The organism is Herbidospora yilanensis (genome assembly GCF_001570565.1).
GTDB lineage: Bacteria > Actinomycetota > Actinomycetes > Streptosporangiales > Streptosporangiaceae > Herbidospora > Herbidospora yilanensis.
Window position 1 is genome coordinate 1 of sequence record NZ_BBXE01000019.1, and the last position, 16,002, is coordinate 16,002.

16 protein-coding genes are annotated in these 16,002 nt (G+C 71.9%); 11 read left to right on the plus strand and 5 right to left on the minus strand.

Going from position 1 to position 16,002, the window contains the following annotated elements; genetic code table 11:
• Positions 1–983 precede the first annotated feature (983 nt).
• Complete coding sequence (locus AW273_RS37165; RefSeq protein WP_157555751.1) at positions 984–1,805, minus strand: hypothetical protein; 822 nt, start codon at positions 1,803–1,805, stop codon at positions 984–986.
• Between AW273_RS37165 and AW273_RS12700 the strand changes: the two genes are divergently transcribed.
• Complete coding sequence (locus AW273_RS12700; protein WP_232327352.1) at positions 1,698–2,807, plus strand: hypothetical protein; 1,110 nt, start codon at positions 1,698–1,700, stop codon at positions 2,805–2,807. The two genes, AW273_RS37165 and AW273_RS12700, sit on opposite strands and share 108 nt — an antisense overlap.
• Here AW273_RS12700 and AW273_RS12705 read toward each other — a convergent pair whose 3' ends face one another.
• Positions 2,808–3,734: an MBL fold metallo-hydrolase gene (locus tag AW273_RS12705; RefSeq protein WP_062348501.1), complete on the minus strand. Its 927-nt coding sequence runs from the start codon at positions 3,732–3,734 to the stop codon at positions 2,808–2,810.
• A 100-nt stretch (positions 3,735–3,834) separates the two neighbouring features.
• Between AW273_RS12705 and AW273_RS12710 the strand changes: the two genes are divergently transcribed.
• On the plus strand, positions 3,835–4,203 hold the full coding sequence (locus tag AW273_RS12710) for a single-stranded DNA-binding protein (protein ID WP_063909941.1): 369 nt from the start codon (positions 3,835–3,837) through the stop codon (positions 4,201–4,203).
• A gap of 5 nt (positions 4,204–4,208) precedes the next feature.
• Here AW273_RS12710 and AW273_RS12715 read toward each other — a convergent pair whose 3' ends face one another.
• Positions 4,209–5,435: a DUF1015 family protein gene (locus tag AW273_RS12715; RefSeq protein WP_232327354.1), complete on the minus strand. Its 1,227-nt coding sequence runs from the start codon at positions 5,433–5,435 to the stop codon at positions 4,209–4,211.
• Between the two features lie 108 nt (positions 5,436–5,543).
• Here AW273_RS12715 and AW273_RS12720 point away from each other — a divergent pair, with 108 nt between their 5' ends.
• Both AW273_RS12720 and AW273_RS12725 read left to right on the plus strand, forming a co-directional pair.
• Positions 5,544–5,942, plus strand: coding sequence for a tetratricopeptide repeat protein (locus AW273_RS12720; protein WP_369409039.1), 399 nt, complete (start codon positions 5,544–5,546; stop codon positions 5,940–5,942).
• Positions 5,939–6,928, plus strand: a complete 990-nt coding sequence (locus tag AW273_RS12725; RefSeq protein ID WP_062348505.1) for an HAD-IIA family hydrolase — start codon at positions 5,939–5,941, stop codon at positions 6,926–6,928. The genes AW273_RS12720 and AW273_RS12725 overlap by 4 nt, the downstream gene beginning before the upstream one ends.
• A gap of 467 nt (positions 6,929–7,395) precedes the next feature.
• On the opposite strand, the gene AW273_RS12730 is transcribed toward AW273_RS12725, so the two are convergent.
• Entirely contained in the window at positions 7,396–7,743 is a 348-nt protein-coding gene (locus tag AW273_RS12730; RefSeq protein ID WP_062348506.1) for an SCP2 sterol-binding domain-containing protein, read from the minus strand.
• A 39-nt stretch (positions 7,744–7,782) separates the two neighbouring features.
• Positions 7,783–8,967, minus strand: a complete 1,185-nt coding sequence (locus AW273_RS12735; RefSeq protein WP_062348507.1) for a hypothetical protein — start codon at positions 8,965–8,967, stop codon at positions 7,783–7,785.
• Between AW273_RS12735 and AW273_RS12740 the strand changes: the two genes are divergently transcribed.
• The 7 genes from AW273_RS12740 to AW273_RS12770 all read left to right on the plus strand — a co-directional run bounded on the left by AW273_RS12740 (position 8,960) and on the right by AW273_RS12770 (position 15,997).
• Positions 8,960–9,349 (plus strand): hypothetical protein, encoded by a 390-nt coding sequence (locus tag AW273_RS12740; RefSeq protein WP_062348508.1) that lies wholly within the window; start codon positions 8,960–8,962, stop codon positions 9,347–9,349. The two genes, AW273_RS12735 and AW273_RS12740, sit on opposite strands and share 8 nt — an antisense overlap.
• A 158-nt stretch (positions 9,350–9,507) precedes the next feature.
• On the plus strand, positions 9,508–9,801 hold the full coding sequence (locus tag AW273_RS12745) for a hypothetical protein (RefSeq protein ID WP_062348509.1): 294 nt from the start codon (positions 9,508–9,510) through the stop codon (positions 9,799–9,801).
• 52 nt (positions 9,802–9,853) lie between these two features.
• Positions 9,854–10,666 carry a TlyA family RNA methyltransferase gene (locus AW273_RS12750; protein WP_062348510.1) on the plus strand — a complete coding sequence of 271 codons (813 nt, stop codon included), beginning with the start codon at positions 9,854–9,856 and terminating at the stop codon, positions 10,664–10,666.
• Positions 10,663–11,568, plus strand: coding sequence for an NAD kinase (locus tag AW273_RS12755; protein WP_062348511.1), 906 nt, complete (start codon positions 10,663–10,665; stop codon positions 11,566–11,568). Before AW273_RS12750 ends, AW273_RS12755 begins: the two co-directional genes overlap by 4 nt.
• Before the next feature lie 76 nt (positions 11,569–11,644).
• Positions 11,645–13,363, plus strand: coding sequence for a DNA repair protein RecN (gene recN / locus AW273_RS12760; protein WP_062348512.1), 1,719 nt, complete (start codon positions 11,645–11,647; stop codon positions 13,361–13,363).
• Positions 13,364–13,778: 415 nt separating this feature from the next.
• Positions 13,779–14,984: a putative cytokinetic ring protein SteA gene (gene steA / locus AW273_RS12765; RefSeq protein ID WP_439648627.1), complete on the plus strand. Its 1,206-nt coding sequence runs from the start codon at positions 13,779–13,781 to the stop codon at positions 14,982–14,984.
• Positions 14,981–15,997 carry a copper transporter gene (locus tag AW273_RS12770; protein ID WP_062348514.1) on the plus strand — a complete coding sequence of 339 codons (1,017 nt, stop codon included), beginning with the start codon at positions 14,981–14,983 and terminating at the stop codon, positions 15,995–15,997. The genes steA and AW273_RS12770 overlap by 4 nt, the downstream gene beginning before the upstream one ends.
• Positions 15,998–16,002: the final 5 nt, after the last annotated feature.

The window sequence follows — 16,002 nt, forward strand, 5'->3', positions numbered from 1 at the left end:
ACTGGTCGGGCTTTCGTCATTTTCGGGCAGGTCCGCATCACCTGCGAAGACTTGCTAGGCTGGCATAGCCGGGCCACCCTGACGAACGGGTGGCCTTCGTCGCGTCAGAGGAATACGCGACCCTAACAGTGCCCATACCGCGCACCCGCCTCGCAGCCAGAGACGTAGATCCGTACGCGGTGGAGCAACAGAGGATCAAAGTGAACAGAGAAGACGGGCGTGACGGCGCGGGCCGTGGCGATGAGCGAAACGACCGACCGGCCGGTGGCCAGGACGGCGACGGGTATGGCCGCGGCGGTGCCGGCGGCAGAGGTGGCCAGGTAGACGGCCCGAACGACCGGGGCAACCGCCCCTTCCGCGCGAACAGCCGCGGTGGCTACCGCGACCGCGACGAGGCTCGCGGCGGCGGCTTCGGCGGCCGCTACGGAGTGCGCGACTCCCGCCCCCCGCGATCGTCCGGCGACCGCGACGACCGCCCCCAGCGTTCCTACGGCGACCGCGACGACCGGCGGGGCTTCCAGAACCGCGACGACCGTCCCCAGCGCCCCTTCAGCGACCGCGGCGACCGTGGTGACCGTCCGCAGCGTTCTTTCGGTGACCGTGGTGATCGTCCCCAGCGGTCTTTCAACGATCGTGGTGACCGTCCGCAGCGTTCTTTCGGCGATCGTGGTGACCGGCCTCAGCGGTCTTTCGGCGATCGTGGTGACCGGCCTCAGCGGCCTTTCAACGATCGCGGTGATCGTCCCCAGCGTTCTTTCGGTGACCGTGGTGATCGTCCCCAGCGGCCTTTCAACGATCGTGGTGACCGGCCTCAGCGGCCCTTCGGCGATCGCGGTGATCGCCCGCAGCGTTCTTTCGGCGATCGTGGTGACCGGCCTCAGCGGCCCTTCGGCGACCGGGACGACCGGCCCCAGCGCTCGTTCGGTGACCGTGGTGACCGCCCTCAGCGTCCCTTCCAGGACCGGGGCGACCGCCCGCAGAGGTCATACCAGGATCGCGGTGACCGGCCCCAGCGTTCCTTCGGTGATCGCGGCGACCGTCCGCAGCGGCCCTACCAGGACCGCGATGACCGTCGTGGCTTCCAGGACCGGGGAGACCGTCCGCAGCGTTCCTTCCAGGATCGCGGTGACCGGCCGCAGCGGTCCTACGGCGATCGTGACGACCGGCAGTCCCGGCCGTTCCAGAACCGGGACGACCGTCCCCAGCGCTCCTACGGAGACCGCGACGACCGGCCGCGTCGCTCGTTCGGCGACGACCGTCCGCAGAGGTCGTACCAGAATCGGGACGACCGGCCCCAGCGGTCGTTCCAGGACCGCGACGACCGGCGGGGCCCGCAGAGCCGTGATGAGCGGCCTGCTTACGGCGACCGGGATCGTTTCCGGGGTGGCGACCGTCCGCAGCGGTCGTTCCAGGATCGCGGTGACCGGCCCCAGCGGTCGTTCCAGGATCGCGGTGACCGGCCCCAGCGGTCGTTCCAGGATCGCGGTGACCGGCCCCAGCGGTCGTTCCAGGATCGCGGTGACCGGCCCCAGCGGCCCTTCCAGGACCGGGACCGCCGGCCTTCCGGTGACCGGGACGACGGGCCGCGCCGTGGCTTCGAGGACCGTGGTGACCGGCCGCAGCGGTCGTTCGGTGACGACCGTGGCGGCAGCCGTACCCGCTATGGGCGGGAGGAGGAGCCGCAGCGTGAGCGGGAGGTGCTGCCCGAGCTGGAGGCGGACATCACCGCGGACGAGCTCGACCGCGAGGCCCGTGGCGAGCTGAAGTCGCTGCCGGGCGACCTGGCCGAGCTGGTGGCCAAGCACCTGGTCGCGGCGACGCGTGCCCTGGCGGCGGAGGACGCCGAGAAGGCCTACGAGCACGCCAAGGTCGCGCGCCGGTTCGCCGGACGCATCGGCGTGGTCCGGGAGGCGGTGGGCATCGCCGCCTACCACGCGGGACAGTACGCCGAGGCGCTCAGCGACCTGCGGGCCGCCCGGCGGATGACCGGATCGGAGGCGTTCCTTCCGATCATGGCCGACTGCGAGCGGGGCATGGGACGGCCGGAGCGTGCGCTCGACCTGGTCAAGTCGAAGGAGGCCGAGAAGCTCGACCGGTCCGGCAAGATCGAACTGGCCATCGTCGAGTCGGGCGCCCGGCGCGACCTGGGCCAGCTCGACGCGGCGGTCGTGACCCTCCAGCGCCTGCCGGAGCTGCGCGACCCGCAGCCCCGCGACTGGTCGGCCCGGCTGGCCTTCGCCTACGCCGACGCCCTCGCGGCGGCCGGCCACGTGAGCGCCGCCGCCGACTGGTTCGGCCGCGCCGCCTCCTTCGACGAGGACGGCGAGACCGACGCCGCCGAGCGCTACGCCGAACTCACCGGCGCGGTGATCGAGGACATCGAGGAGGACGAGGGCGACTTCGACGACGACTTCGCCTCGGACGATGACGACCTCGACGACGAGCCTGCGGAGAACGCCTCGAACGAGGACGACTCCGACGAGGAAGACTCTGACGAGGACGAAGACGAGGACGACGACTTCGACGACGACTTCGATGACGACGACCTCGACGACGAGGACCTCGATGACGAGCCCGCAGAGAAGCGAGCCGCTGCCCCGGTGAAGGCCGAGGCCGACGAGCCCGCTGAGAAGCGAACCGCCGCATCGGCGAATGCGGAGGCCGACAAGCCTGCTGAGAAGCGAGCCGCTGCCCCGGCCAAGGCCGAGGCGGACAAGCCCGCCGAGGAGGCCGGGTTCGGTCCGGCGTTCATCGAACCCGACTACGGCGACGTCCTCGACGGACCGGCGGACAAGCCGGAGGCCTGATCAAGTCTCCGGGCGGTCGAGCCAGTGCATGATCCCCGCCAGGTTCGGCTCGGTGCCGCTGAGCATCTCGATGTGCTCAGCGGCTTCGTCGCCGGGCGCGGGCCGGGCGTAGCGGTCACGGGTGCGCTGGTCGACCATCGCCACGGCGTGGTCGAGGTCGAGTTGCTCGCCCTTGGCCTGCTTGGCCAGATCGACCCAGATCAGTAGTTCCTCGGCGGATCGCTCCAGAATCGAGCCGACCTCGTCGACCGGGCCGTAGTGGCTGAACAGCAGCCGCTGCGGCCCGAGCGCCTCGAAGAGGGCGATCGACGCCAACGCGGTCTCGAGGTCGAAATCCGGCGGAGGCGTGGACGGCCGGACGTCCCCGGTGTCCGGGATGTACACCCCGGCGGCGTCGCCGACGTACAGATCGCCCGTCAGCGAGTCGACCAGCCCGACGTGGTGCTTGGCGTGTCCGGGCGAGTAATGGCTGGTCAGCCGCCTGCCGTTGCCCAGATCGATGGCCCCGGTGTCGCCCAGTGCGCGGATCCGGGCCGCGTCGGTCGGCTTCAGCATCCCGAAGAGGGTGTCGAGCCGGTCACCCCAGACCATCCGGGCGCTGGACATGAGCCGGGACGGATCGGCCAGGTGCCGGGCCCCTTTCTCGTGTACGACGATCTCCGCCGCCGGGAACATCGCCGAAATGTCGCCCACTCCGCCCGCGTGGTCGAGATGGATGTGCGTCACGACGACCGTCGCGAGATCGCCGGCGCCGACACCCAATGAGGCCAGCGCGTCGCGCACGACCGGCGCCGAGGTCGACGTGCCCGTCTCCACCAGGCATGGTCGGTCACCGAGGATCAGATATCCGGCGGTGATTCCGGCATATCCGGCCAGCCTCGTGTCGATTTCGTACACGTCTCCGCCGAGCGGGGTCACGTTTTCCACAGCTCACCTCAGAGCGAGAACGGGTTCTCACAGAACGGCACTCGAATGGCCGGTGCAGCAGCATAGTCACCGACAGTGGTTCCCGAGAGAAGGGGATCACATGTCTGTTGATCAAGTGGTGAGCGTCCCTGCCCACCACAACGAGGTCATTCTGGTCGGCCGTCTGTCCAAGGCGCCGGAGTCCCGCCTGCTGCCCAGCGGCGCCCAGTTGATCCAGTGGCGGCTGGCCGTCCGGCGGCCCATGCCCGACCATCAGAAGGGCCGGGCCGACGCCATCGAGTGCGTGACCTACGACCCCGTCGTCCGCGCGTCCCTGACGGGGCTGACCGTCGACGACGTGGTCGAGGTCCAGGGGGCGCTCCGCCGCCGCTGGTGGCGGGGCGGCAGCGCCTTCGAGGTCGAGGCCCGCTCCGTGCGGCTGGCCCATCGTGCGAACGCGGGCGATCCGCCCCCCGAGGGGTTGCCGTGACGTGGTCAGCCGGTGGCGAAGGTCCTCAGGACCAGGCCGGTGGCGGGTTTCGGGCTGAACGAGGTCGACTTTCTGGGCACTCGTTCGCCCTCTTCGGCCACGGCGAAGACGTCGGCCGCGTCGAGCGGGCGCATCAGGACCGCGGTGCCGTCTGACTGCCGGGCCTGGCGGGCGGCGGCGGTGTGGTCGTGGTGCACGATCTGGACGTTCTGCTCGTCGTCCTCGATGCCCCAGACCTTGGGGAGCAGGAACTCGTTCAGGACGGCGGTGTCGAGGGAGCGCCAGCGGGCCGAGTGGTCTTTCGGCATGGCCAGGTTCAGTTGGAGGGGATCGGGGTTGGTCAGGAGGTGGGCCGCTTGACCGGCGGTGATGACGTAGGCGGGGGATTCCGCGGCGGCCAGGGCGGCGAGGGCCTCGTCCAGGTGGGGGTGGTCGGTGACCTGCCAGGCGCCCTTGGCGCGGGCGACCGCTTCGCTGAGGGGGAGGCCGGGGACGACGCGGTGGATCGCCTTCAGATCCGGTGGGTACGCCGTCGAGTCGACCAGGTAGGCGAGGCCGCCGTCCCAGGGGCCGGGTTCGTCGTGTTCGGCCCGGAGTTCGCGGTAGGTGGCGTAGCGGTGGTGGCCGTCGGCGATCATGGCGCGGTGGCCGGCCAGGTCGTCGGCGATCTTGCCGAGGGCGACGGGGTCGGTGATCGCCCACAGGCGGTGCCGGGTGTGCTCGCTCAGGTTGACGTCCACCAGAGGGGTTCTCGTGGCGGCCGTCTCCTCGACGAGGGCGGTGGCGGGGCCGCCGCCGATGTAGAGGAGGAAGATGGGTTCGAGGTTGGCCTCGGTGGTGCGCATGAGCGCCAGGCGGTCGGCCACCGGGCCGGGCATGACGTTCTCGTGCGGGAGGACGGCGTCGGAGCCGACCCCCACGGCGCCGATCAGGCCGCGCTGGACGAATGCGGGGCCGCTCTGTTCGTACACGTAGAGAGCGGGTTCCTCGTCGGCGGCCAGGATCCCCTCGCTGAGCCACGCGGCCAGGGTGTCGCGGGCCTCGGCGTAGTGGCCGGGGCCGGGAAGGATCAGGCGGACCACGTTGTTCGGATGGGCGTCAGCCAGCCGCCGGGCCTCGGCGGGGGAGATGAGGTCGTAGGGCGGCGACGTCACGGCGCTCAGATCGTCGGCCGTGTATCGCACGCCGCGGAACGGGCGCAGCACCAGTCCCGCCCGTTCAGATCTCTCCATATCGGGCATGCTGCCATAAAGGCCCGGACTCCCCACTGCCGCGGTGCCCGGTTGGAACCGAAATCGGAAGCAGGAGGCCATTGCGTGACACGGCATGATCAGAATGGAGTGGGCGATACGTCCGGCAGCCCGTCGGGCGACGTATACGAGTGGTACCAGCGCGGCATGAAGCTCCTCCAGGAGGGCAGCCCCGCTGCCGCCGCGGCGCTCCTGGAGCGTGCGGCCGACGCCGAACCCGATTCCCGGAGCATTCGCGAGGGCCTGGCCCGCGCCCAGTTCAACTCGCGCCGATACGAGGATGCGGCCACCAGCTTCCGCTGGATCGTGGACGCGAACCCGGCCGAAGACTACGCCTACTACGGTCTCGGTATGGCACTTTGGCGAACCGGCGACATCGAAGGCGCCCAGGAACCCCTGGCCGTCGCTGTCGCGATGCGTCCCGACGAACGACACTACGTCTCGGCCCTCACCCAGATCCGGGCGACCCTGCGCGCGAGGCGCGCGTGAACCACCTGCTCGACGCGTACGACACCCTGCTCCTCGACCTCGACGGTGTGGTCTACCTGGGACGGCACGCCGTCCCCGGCGCACCCGAGGCGCTGGCCCTCGCCCGGGAGCAGGGCGTACGCCTGGCCTACGTCACGAACAACGCCTCCCGGACCCCGGCGGCCATCGCCGAACACCTCACCCACCTGGGGGTGCCCGCGTCCCCCGACGACGTGGTGACCTCCGCCCAGGCCGCCGCCCGGCTGGTGGCCGAACACGTGCCCGCGGGGTCCGCCGTGCTCGTCGTCGGCGGGATGGGGTTGCGGTCGGCCCTGCGCGCCCACGGGCTGCGGCCGGTGACGACCGCGCTGGAAGGTCCGGCGGCGGTCGTCCAGGGAATCTGGGACGGGCTCTCCTACGGGCTGCTCAGCGAGGGGACGCTGGCGGTGCGGGGCGGGGCCTGGTTCGTGGGGGCCAACCACGACAGCACGATGCCGACCGACCGGGGCGAACTGCCCGGGAACGGGTCGATGCTCAAGGTGATCGCGAACGCCACGGGGGTGAGCCCGGTGGTGGCGGGCAAGCCGGAGCCGCCGCTGCACCGGGAGTCGATGATCCGCACCGAGGCGCAGCGGCCGCTGATCGTGGGCGATCGCCTCGACACCGACATCGAAGGCGCCAACCGGGCCGGGGTCGACAGCCTGCTGGTGCTGACCGGGGTGGCCACGCCGCTCGACCTGCTGACGGCCGAGCCGGTCCACCGGCCCACCCACGTGTCGGCGGATCTGTCCGGGCTGCACCAGCCCGCCGCTTCGGCGCGCTCCACTCACGACGGGTGGGAGTGCGGTGGCTGGACGGCCTCCTGGGAGGGCGGGCGGCTGCGGCTGACCGGGAGCGGGGAGTCGATCGACGCCCTGCGGGCGGCTTGTGCCGCCACGTGGGCCGGTGTGGGAGACGGGCGAGCGGAGGAGGATGCCGTCAAGCCGGCGCTCCGGGCGTTCGGCTAGAGCTCCGGTCGTGCCCGGGAAACGGCTTGCATCCCGGCTGAGGGCGTGGGCGACTCTTACGGCGGGTCGTCGATCCGGCGGCCGAGTTCTCGGTTCATGACGCTTCGCGGCGCTGGACGTGTCGCCGCGTCTTTTCGAGGTTCGGAATGGCGGCCGTATTGGAGGGGGCGCTCGGGCCGGGATTCGGTTCACGACACATCGAGTTCGCGCGGCGGCCACACGTGGCTGCCGTGCGGCTGGCCGCTTACCCGTCTCTGAACTTCAAACCTCTGCTCAGAATGTGTGGGCGGAAGTGAATGGAAGCGGCTTTCGCGGGCTTGATGGGCCGGGGATTCGAGTGCCTTGTCGCGGGGGCGGCGGGGCTGAAGGCGGCGAAGGAGCGGCGTGGACGGGGCCGCGCGGGTTCGGCCACCAGATCTGTCTTGGCGTCGCGTCGTCGGTTCCGCGGCGGAGGGAATGCGGGGGGTTCAGAGAAGGCGGCGGAGGCGGAGGAGGTCGCCGAGGCTCGCGTCGATTTTGACCCTGCCGCCGAAAAGGGCCCTGGCCATGTCGAGTTCGCCGTTGACGAGGGCGATGAGGTCTTCGCTGCCCAACGTGAGTTTCACTTCTGCGGGGCGGCCGTCGGTCGGGGGGTTCTCGGTGAAGGGGTCGAGGCCTTCGCGGTGAATGCGGCCGTAGAAGGTGACGTTCAGGTCGGAGATGCGGCATTGGAGCCGGCGCTCGACGACATGTTTGGCACGGTCCTCGTCGCTGATCTCGTGGAACTGCTCGCCCAATTTGTCCAATGCGGCACGGCATTCTTCGATCGTCGCCATGCGTCATCCCCCTTAAGCCAGGACCGGTCAAATGCCCATCTACCAACGGACGGTAGCGTTCAACCTGAGTACTACGCGAAATCTGACACGTGGGGGCGTGTCAGATGACAAGGGGGTTCGCATGGTGTTCCACACGCTGCGTGGCATCGTACAGATGGCCACGTCGCTCACCGAGACGGCCACGAGCAACGCTCGGGCCGCCGTCATCGACATGCTCGACACGGACTCGTCGCGGTCCGCCAAGTCGCGGCGGTCGTCGTCTCGGTCGTCGTCCCGCTCGTCCCGGACGGCGCGGTCGTCGAAGGGGATCCAGGAGATCGTCCGGTCGGGGACCGACCAGGTGCTCGGGGTGTTCGACCTCGCGCGCAAGGACGAGGTCGACCGGCTGCGGTCGCAGGTCCGTGAACTGCAGGGACGTCTGAAACCGGCCGGCCGGGCCAACGGGGCGCGGTCGCGGACGGCCACCCGGGCGAAGGCGGCCTCGGCGCGGACGTCCCGGGGGGTGTCGGCCCGGGTGACCGGGATCGCGGCCAAGGCCGAGCGGACCATCTCGGCCATCACGGGGAAGCCCGCCTCGACGACCGCCACGAAGTCCGCCACGAAGTCCGCCACCAAGGCGTCGGCGGCCAAGCGGACGGCCAGGGCGGCCGCTTCGGGGACTTCGGCCCGCAAGACGACGGCGGCTCGTTCCGGCACGGCACGCAAGGCCACGACGGCGCGCGGGATCACGGCCGCGCGCGGGGTCACGACGGCGCGCAAGGCCGCGACCGCTCGCACCGTCTCGTCGCGGTCGGCGGCCGCCCTCAACGGCGCCGCGGCGTCGTCGCGGACGGCGTCGGGGTCCGCGTCCGCGCGCAGGGCGTCGTCGTCTCGTGCGGGTACGTCGGCGGCGGGTTCGGTTCGCCGGGCCTCGTCTCGTGCGGGCACGTCGGCCACGGGTTCGGTTCGCCGGGCCTCGTCTCGTGCGGCCGCGTCCGCCGCGGGTTCGGTTCGCCGGGCGTCCGCCTCTCGGGCCGCGGGTTCGGCCAAGGCGTCGGCAGTGTCGGCGCGCAGGGCGTCGGCTTCGGCTTCGGGCGGTTCCGCGCGCAAGGCGTCGGCTTCGCGTTCGACTGCCGCCACGGCGGCGCGGAAGGCGTCGGGGTCCGTCGCGGTTCGTTCCGCGGCCTCGGGTTCGGCGCGGAAGGCGTCGGTCTCCCGGTCCGCCTCGGCGGGTGCGGTGCGCAAGGCCCCGGCCGCTCGTAAGGCGTCCGGCACGTCCGCCTCGGCCCGGTCCGCTGTCGCCGGGAACCGGATCGCCAAGGCCGAGAAGGCCGCCGCGCGGATCGTCAAGGCCACCGGGTCCACCCGCGTCGCGCGGGCCGAGAAGATGGCCGCGCGCATGGCGCACGCCGTCGGGACCGCCCGCACGCCGGCGACCGCGGCCTCCCGTGTGGCCAAGGCCACCGGGTCGGCGCGGGCGGCCAAGGCGCTGGGAGCGGCCTCGCACGCGGGGACCGTCGTGGCGGCTAAGTTGTCGGCCACGACCGCGCCCGGTAAGGGCGGGAAGAAGGCCGCGAAGAAGGCGCTTGCCAAGAAGGCGGGCAAGAAGGCCGGCAAGAAGTCGTAGCGCCGCCGCGCGACGGGTGGGCGACGGGCGACGTCGTCGGCCCGGTCCGCTACCGTCGAGGCGGCGGAGCGTCTGAGGCCCGTGTTCGGAAGCCTTGTATCGGGTGCCTCGTGAGGCGTTTCGGGCAAGGGCCGCGTATCTGACACCGGAGGGGGCGCATGACCGAGATGAACTCGGCCGGCGGTGGGGAAGCCGTCGTGCCGGTGCAGGCCGCTGTGTCCGCGGATGCCGGTTCGCCGGCGGACGTCATGGCGACCCCGACAATCAATGTGGTGCCGGCCGTTGCCCCGGCCGGCACCCGACCGCCCGGCGCCGAGGCCGATCCCGAGGCGGCGGTCCGTGCCGCCGTCGACCGGCTCGCGGAGGTGCCGGTGGCGGCTCATGTCGAGGTGTACGAGCAGGTGCTCGGCACGTTGGAGGAGACCCTTGCCGCTGTGGACGACCGCCCGTGATCGATAATCCCCCCACCAGGTCCGCCACCACGTCCCTCGCCAGAGGTGACCGTTGAGTCAGCGCCGCCGTCTCGACAGCGAGCTGGTGCGGCGCAAGCTGGCCCGCTCGCGGGAGCAGGCCGCCCAGCTCATCGAGGCGGGCCGGGTCACCATCGGTGGCCGGCCCGCTTCCAAGGCGGCCACGCAGGTCGACACCGCCGCCCCGATCGTGGTCGCCGAGGCCCCCGACGGGCCCGACTACGTCTCCCGGGGGGCGCACAAGCTCATCGGCGCCCTCGACGTCTTCGCCGACCTCGACGTCACGGGGCGGCGCTGCCTCGACGCGGGCGCGTCGACCGGCGGGTTCACCGACGTGCTGCTGCGGCGGGGGGCCGCCCACGTGCTGGCGGTCGACGTCGGCTACGGGCAGCTCGCCTGGTCGCTGCGGACCGACGAGCGTGTCACCGTGATGGAGCGGGTGAACGTCCGCGACCTCACCCCCGAGATGGTCGGGGAACCGCCCACGCTCGTCGTCGGCGACCTGTCGTTCATCTCGCTGCGGCTGGTGCTGCCCGCGCTGACCGCGTGCCTGGCCGAGGGCGGGGAACTGGTGATGCTGGTCAAGCCCCAGTTCGAGGTGGGGAAGGACCGGGTGGGCGCCGGAGGGGTCGTCCGCGACCCGGAGCTGCGGGCCGAGGCGGTGCGCGACGCCGCGGCGGCGGCGGGGCGGCTCGGGCTCACGGTCAAGGGAGTGACGGCCAGTCCGCTGCCGGGACCTTCGGGCAATGTGGAATACCTGATCAGGCTCGGGAAGGGGCCTGGTCACGACGCGGTCGGCGACGTCGCCGCCGCCGTCGCCCGTGCCGTCGAGGAGGGGCCCCGATGAGCGACAGCCGATCGGTCCTGATCACCACACACACCGGGCGTGACGCCGCGGTCGAGAGCGCCCGGCTGGTCATCGACCGGCTGCTCAAAGAGGGGCTGACGGTCCGCGTCCTGGCCGACGAGGCCGACGAGGTGGCCCGGACGGGCGTCGAGGTCGTCCCGGCCGACGAACGGGCCGCCTTCGGCGCCGAGATCATCGTCGTCCTGGGCGGCGACGGAACGCTCCTGCGCGCCGCCGAGATCTCCCGGCCCACGGGCGTGCCGCTGCTGGGCGTCAACCTCGGGCACGTCGGCTTCCTCGCCGAGGCCGAGGTGGAGGACCTCCACGTCGTCGTCGACCGGGTCGTCGACGGGCGGTTCGAGGTCGAGGAGCGCATGACCCTCGACGTGACCGTCCGCAACGGCAGCGTGCTGGCGCGCACGTGGGCGCTCAACGAGGCGTCGGTGGAGAAGCGCGACCGCATGCTGGAGGTCGTGGCGGAGATCGACGGGCATCCGCTGTCCCGCTGGGGCTGCGACGGCGTCATCTGCGCCACGTCGACCGGGTCGACCGCCTACGCCTTCTCCGCCGGAGGGCCCGTCGTGTGGCCTCAGGTCGAGGCGCTGCTGGTGGTCCCGAACAGCGCCCACGCGCTGTTCGCGCGGCCTCTCGTGGTGGCTCCGACCAGCTCGATCGCGATCGAGTTGTTGTCGACGACCCACGCGGGCGTGTTGTGGTGCGACGGCCGCCGCCGCTTCGATCTGCCGCCGGGCGCGCGGGTGGAGGTCCGCAAGGGCACCCATGCCGTACGCCTCGCGCGCATGCTCGGCGTCGACTCCACGGGCGTCCCGTTCACCGACCGGTTGGTCGCCAAGTTCGGCCTTCCGGTGGAGGGATGGCGCGGGCGCGCCAGGCCCGCCTGAGCTCTGAGCGACTCGAAAATCTTGGCGAGTTGCGCGTAGGATCGCTTGCGACATCGACGTTGAACGGGAGGGACCAGTGCGGCCGAGGGTCGAGGAGGTCCGCATCCAGGGACTGGGTGTCATCGACGAGGCCGTCCTCGAGTTGTCACCCGGTTTCACCGTTGTCACGGGTGAGACGGGCGCCGGCAAGACCATGGTGGTGACCGGCCTGGGGCTGCTGTTCGGCGGCCGGGCCGATCCCGCGCGGGTCCGGCCGGGGGCCGACAAGGCGACCGTCGAGGGCACGCTCATCGTCGACCCGGCCGGCCGGGCCGCCCAGCAGGTGTTCGACATCGGCGGCGAGGTCGACGGCGGCGAGCTCATCATCTCCCGCACCGTCTCCTCCGAGGGCCGGTCGCGGGCCTGGCTCGGCGGGCGCACCGTCCCGGTCGGCACGCTGACGTTCCTGGCCGACGACCTGGTGGCCGTCCACGGGCAGATGGACCAGCAGCGGCTGCTCCAGCCGGGCCGCCAGCGCGCCGCGCTCGACCGCTACGCCGGAGACGAGCTGGTCAAGCCGCTGCGCGCCTACGAGCAGACCTACAAGCGCCACAAGCAGGTCGGTGACCTGCTCGCCGAGCTGACCGGCCGGGCGCGCGAACGCGCGCAGGAGGCCGACGTGCTGCGGTTCGGCCTGGAGGAGATCGAGAAGGTCGCCCCCGTGGCCGGCGAAGACGTCGAGCTGAAGGAGGAGGCCGAGCGCCTCACCCACGCCGACACCCTCCGCACGGCCGCGACGACCGCCCACACCGCGCTGCTGGGCGACCCGATGTCGGGGCCCGAGGCGGCGCCCGACGCGGTGTCGCTCATCGGGCAGGCGCGCTCGGCCGTCGAGTCGGCCCGCGACTACGACCCCGCCCTCGCCGGTCTCGCCGAGCGGCTGGCCGAGGCCGGTTACCTGCTCAACGACGTGGCGACCGAGCTGGCCGCCTACGCCGAGTCGGTCGAGGCCGACCCCCAGCGCCTGTCGATCGTCCACGAACGCCGCTCCCTGCTCAACGGGCTGACCCGCAAATACGGCGCCGACGTCGCCGAGGTGCTGGCCTGGGCCGAACGGGCGGCGGTCCGCGTCGGCGAGCTCGACGGCGACGACGACCGCATCGGCGAGCTGACCCGCGAACACGAGGAGCTGACCGCGCGGCTCGGCGAGCTGGCCGGTGAGCTGACCCGCATCCGCGAGGCCGCCGCCGAACGCTTCGCGGTCGCGGTGACCGAGGAGCTGACCGCGCTGGCCATGCCCCACGCCCGGGTCGCCGTCGTGATCGAGTCGAGCGGCGACTTCGGCCCGGCGGGGGTCGACGAGGTCGAGCTGCGCATGGCCCCCCATCCGGCGTCCCCGCCGCTGCCGCTGAACAAGGGCGCGTCGGGGGGCGAGCTCAGCCGCGTCATGCTGGCCATCGAGGTCGTGTTCGCGGGCGCCGACCCGGTGCCGACGTTCGTCTTCGACGAGGTCGACGCGGGCGTCGGCGGCAAGGCGGCCGTGGAGATCGGGCGGCGGCTGGCCAAGCTGGCCCGCACCGCCCAGGTCATCGTGGTCACCCACCTGCCCCAGGTGGCCGCCTTCGCCGACCAGCATCTCGTGGTCGAGAAGGACAGCGACGGCAGCGTGGTCCGCAGCGGCGTGGTCACCCTCGACCGCGAGGCCCGCAAGCGCGAGCTCGCCCGCATGCTGGCCGGCATGGAGGACTCCGAGCTCGGCCGCGCCCACGCGGAGGAGCTGCTGGCCACGGCGGCGGCCGCGAAGTCGGCCGGCTGACGCGCGGCCCGTGGCCGCTCTTTCCGTCGTCGCGGCGGGTGGCCTGAGCGGGTGCTGGGCGCCGGATGCGGCGCGATGGGGCGACGGCGGGCGGCGCCGGGGTGGGCGGAGCCGTAACGGAAATGAAAGAGCAGCTCAGCGGCGGCTTAGTCACATATCGGAAACTTGTCAGCGAATCTCGTGAAAGTCGGTCAGGCTGGAGTCACCACGGGTGGCGGTCGTGCGGGGGCGTGCGGCCGTCGTCGGGAAACGCTTCCCGCGACGGGTGACATCGGTTCGTGTTCTGGGCAGAGGTGGGCATCGTGCCCGGACGAGGCCGGATGGCGACATGGGGGACGGCGGCATGAGGGCAGGGTGGCGACAAAGCTGGCGGGTGCCGGGGTGTCGGGCCTTCATGGTCGTCGCCTCTGGCAGGATGGTCCCGATGAAGGTCTCGAGCGTCAGGGTTCCAGGCCTCCGCCGCCGGAAGGTCAGTGTCCTTCCCGGGGTGACTGCGACGGCGCGCATCGACCGGCGCACCAAGAGGCTCACCAAACGCCTTCGCCCGGGGGAAGTCGCGATCATCGATCACGTCGACATCGACCGGGTCAGCGCGGAGGCCCTCGTCGCGTGTGGCGTGGCCGTGGTGGTCAACGTCGCGGCGAGCGTCTCCGGCCGTTACCCCAACCTGGGGCCGCAGATCCTGCTCGAAGCCGGGGTGACCCTGGTCGACAACGCGACGCCCGAACTGTTCGAGAAGGTCCGCGACGGCGACACGGTCCGGATCTCCGAGGGCGTCGTCTACGTCGACGAGGAGATCGCCGGCAAGGGCGAGGTGATGACCGCCGAGTCGGTCGAGGCCGCGATGGTCGAGGCCCGCGCGGGGTTGTCGGTCCAGATCGAGGCGTTCACCGTCAACACCATGGAGTACGTCCGCCGCGAGCGCGACCTGCTCATCGACGGTGTCGGCGTGCCCGACGTCCGCACCAGGCTCGACGGGCGGCACGCCCTGATCGTGGTCCGCGGTTACCACTACAAGGAAGACATCGCCGCGCTGCGGCCCTACATCCGCGAATACCGGCCGGTCATGATCGGGGTCGACGGCGGCGCCGACGCGCTGCTGGAAGCGGGCTACCGGCCCGACATCATCGTCGGCGACTTCGACTCGGTGTCCGACGAGGCGCTGAGCGGCGGCGCCGAGCTGGTCGTCCACGCCTATCCCGACGGGCGGGCCCCCGGGCTCGACCGGGTGCGCAAGCTGGGGCGCGACGCCGTCGTCTTCCCGGCCGCCGCCACCAGCGAGGACATCGCCATGTTGCTGGCCGACGAGAAGGGCGCCTCGCTCATCGTCGCGGTCGGCACCCACGCCACGCTCGTCGAGTTCCTCGACAAGGGGCGGTCGGGCATGGCCAGCACCTTCCTCACCCGGCTCCGGCTGGGCAGCAAGCTCATCGACGCCAAGGGCGTCAGCAGGCTCTATCGCAGCCGCATCTCCGCGGCGTCGCTGCTTCTCCTGGTGGCCACCACCATCGTGACGATCGGCGTGGTGCTGTTCGTCTCGCCGGTCGGCAAGATCTGGCTCGACGGGGCGCAGGACGTCTGGAACGGCTTCATCTTCTGGGTGGTCGGACTCTTCTCGTGATCGATTTTCGCTATCACCTCGTCTCCATCGTGGCGATCTTCCTGGCGCTGACCGTGGGCATCGTGCTCGGCAGCACCGTCATCCAGGATCCGATCATCGAGTCGACGCAGGTGACCGCCGAGACGTTGAAGAAGGAGAACCTGACCCTGCGGGCCGAGATGGCCGCGCAGCAGGCCCGCGAAGACGGCAACAACACCTTCGTCGCCTCCGCCACCGCCGAACTGGTCGAGCGCGACCTGGCCGGCGAGCGGGTCGTGGTCGTCGAGGCGCCGGGCGCGCCCACGGCCCTGCGCGACCCGCTGCGCGAGGTGCTGGAGCTGGCCGGCGCGACCTACACGGGCCGGGTGTCGCTCACCGACGGCTTCCTGGAGCCCGAGCAGGCCGGGGTCGTCGACGGGCTGGCGGCCCAGCTCGCCCCGGCGGGGGCGGCCTTCCCCGAGGGGGCCACGCCCTACGACAAGGCGGGCACCGTCCTGGCCGCCGCGCTCGTGACGAACATGCGGCCGCAGGCGGGCACCGTCAACACGGCCGCCTCGACCGTGTTGTCGGCCTTCCAGGAGGGCGGGTTCATCGCGGTCTCCGGCGAACCGGCCGACCGGGCGACCCTGGCGATCGTGGTCGCGCCCGCGCTGCCCTACGAGGGCGAGACGGCCGAGACGATGAACGGGGCGATCGTCTCGGTGTCCGGCGCCCTCGACAAGGCCGGGCTCGGTACCGTCATGACCGGCACCACCGCCGCCTCGGCGACCGGCGGCGTCATCGCCGCGCTGCTCGACTCGGGCGAGGAGACCTCCCAGGTCTCCAGCGTCGACACCCTCGACCTCCCCTCGGGGCGGATCGTCGTGGTCGACGCGCTCCGCGAGCAGCTCGGCGGGCAGTCGGGCGCCTACGGGATCGGCAGCGGCGCGACCGCGTTCGAACCGGCCCCGGCCGTGCCCGCGATCACGCCGTCCGTCACCCCCTTGGCCACTCCCTCAGCCACCTCGTCTCCCGTGGCCTCGTCCACGGGCTGACCCGG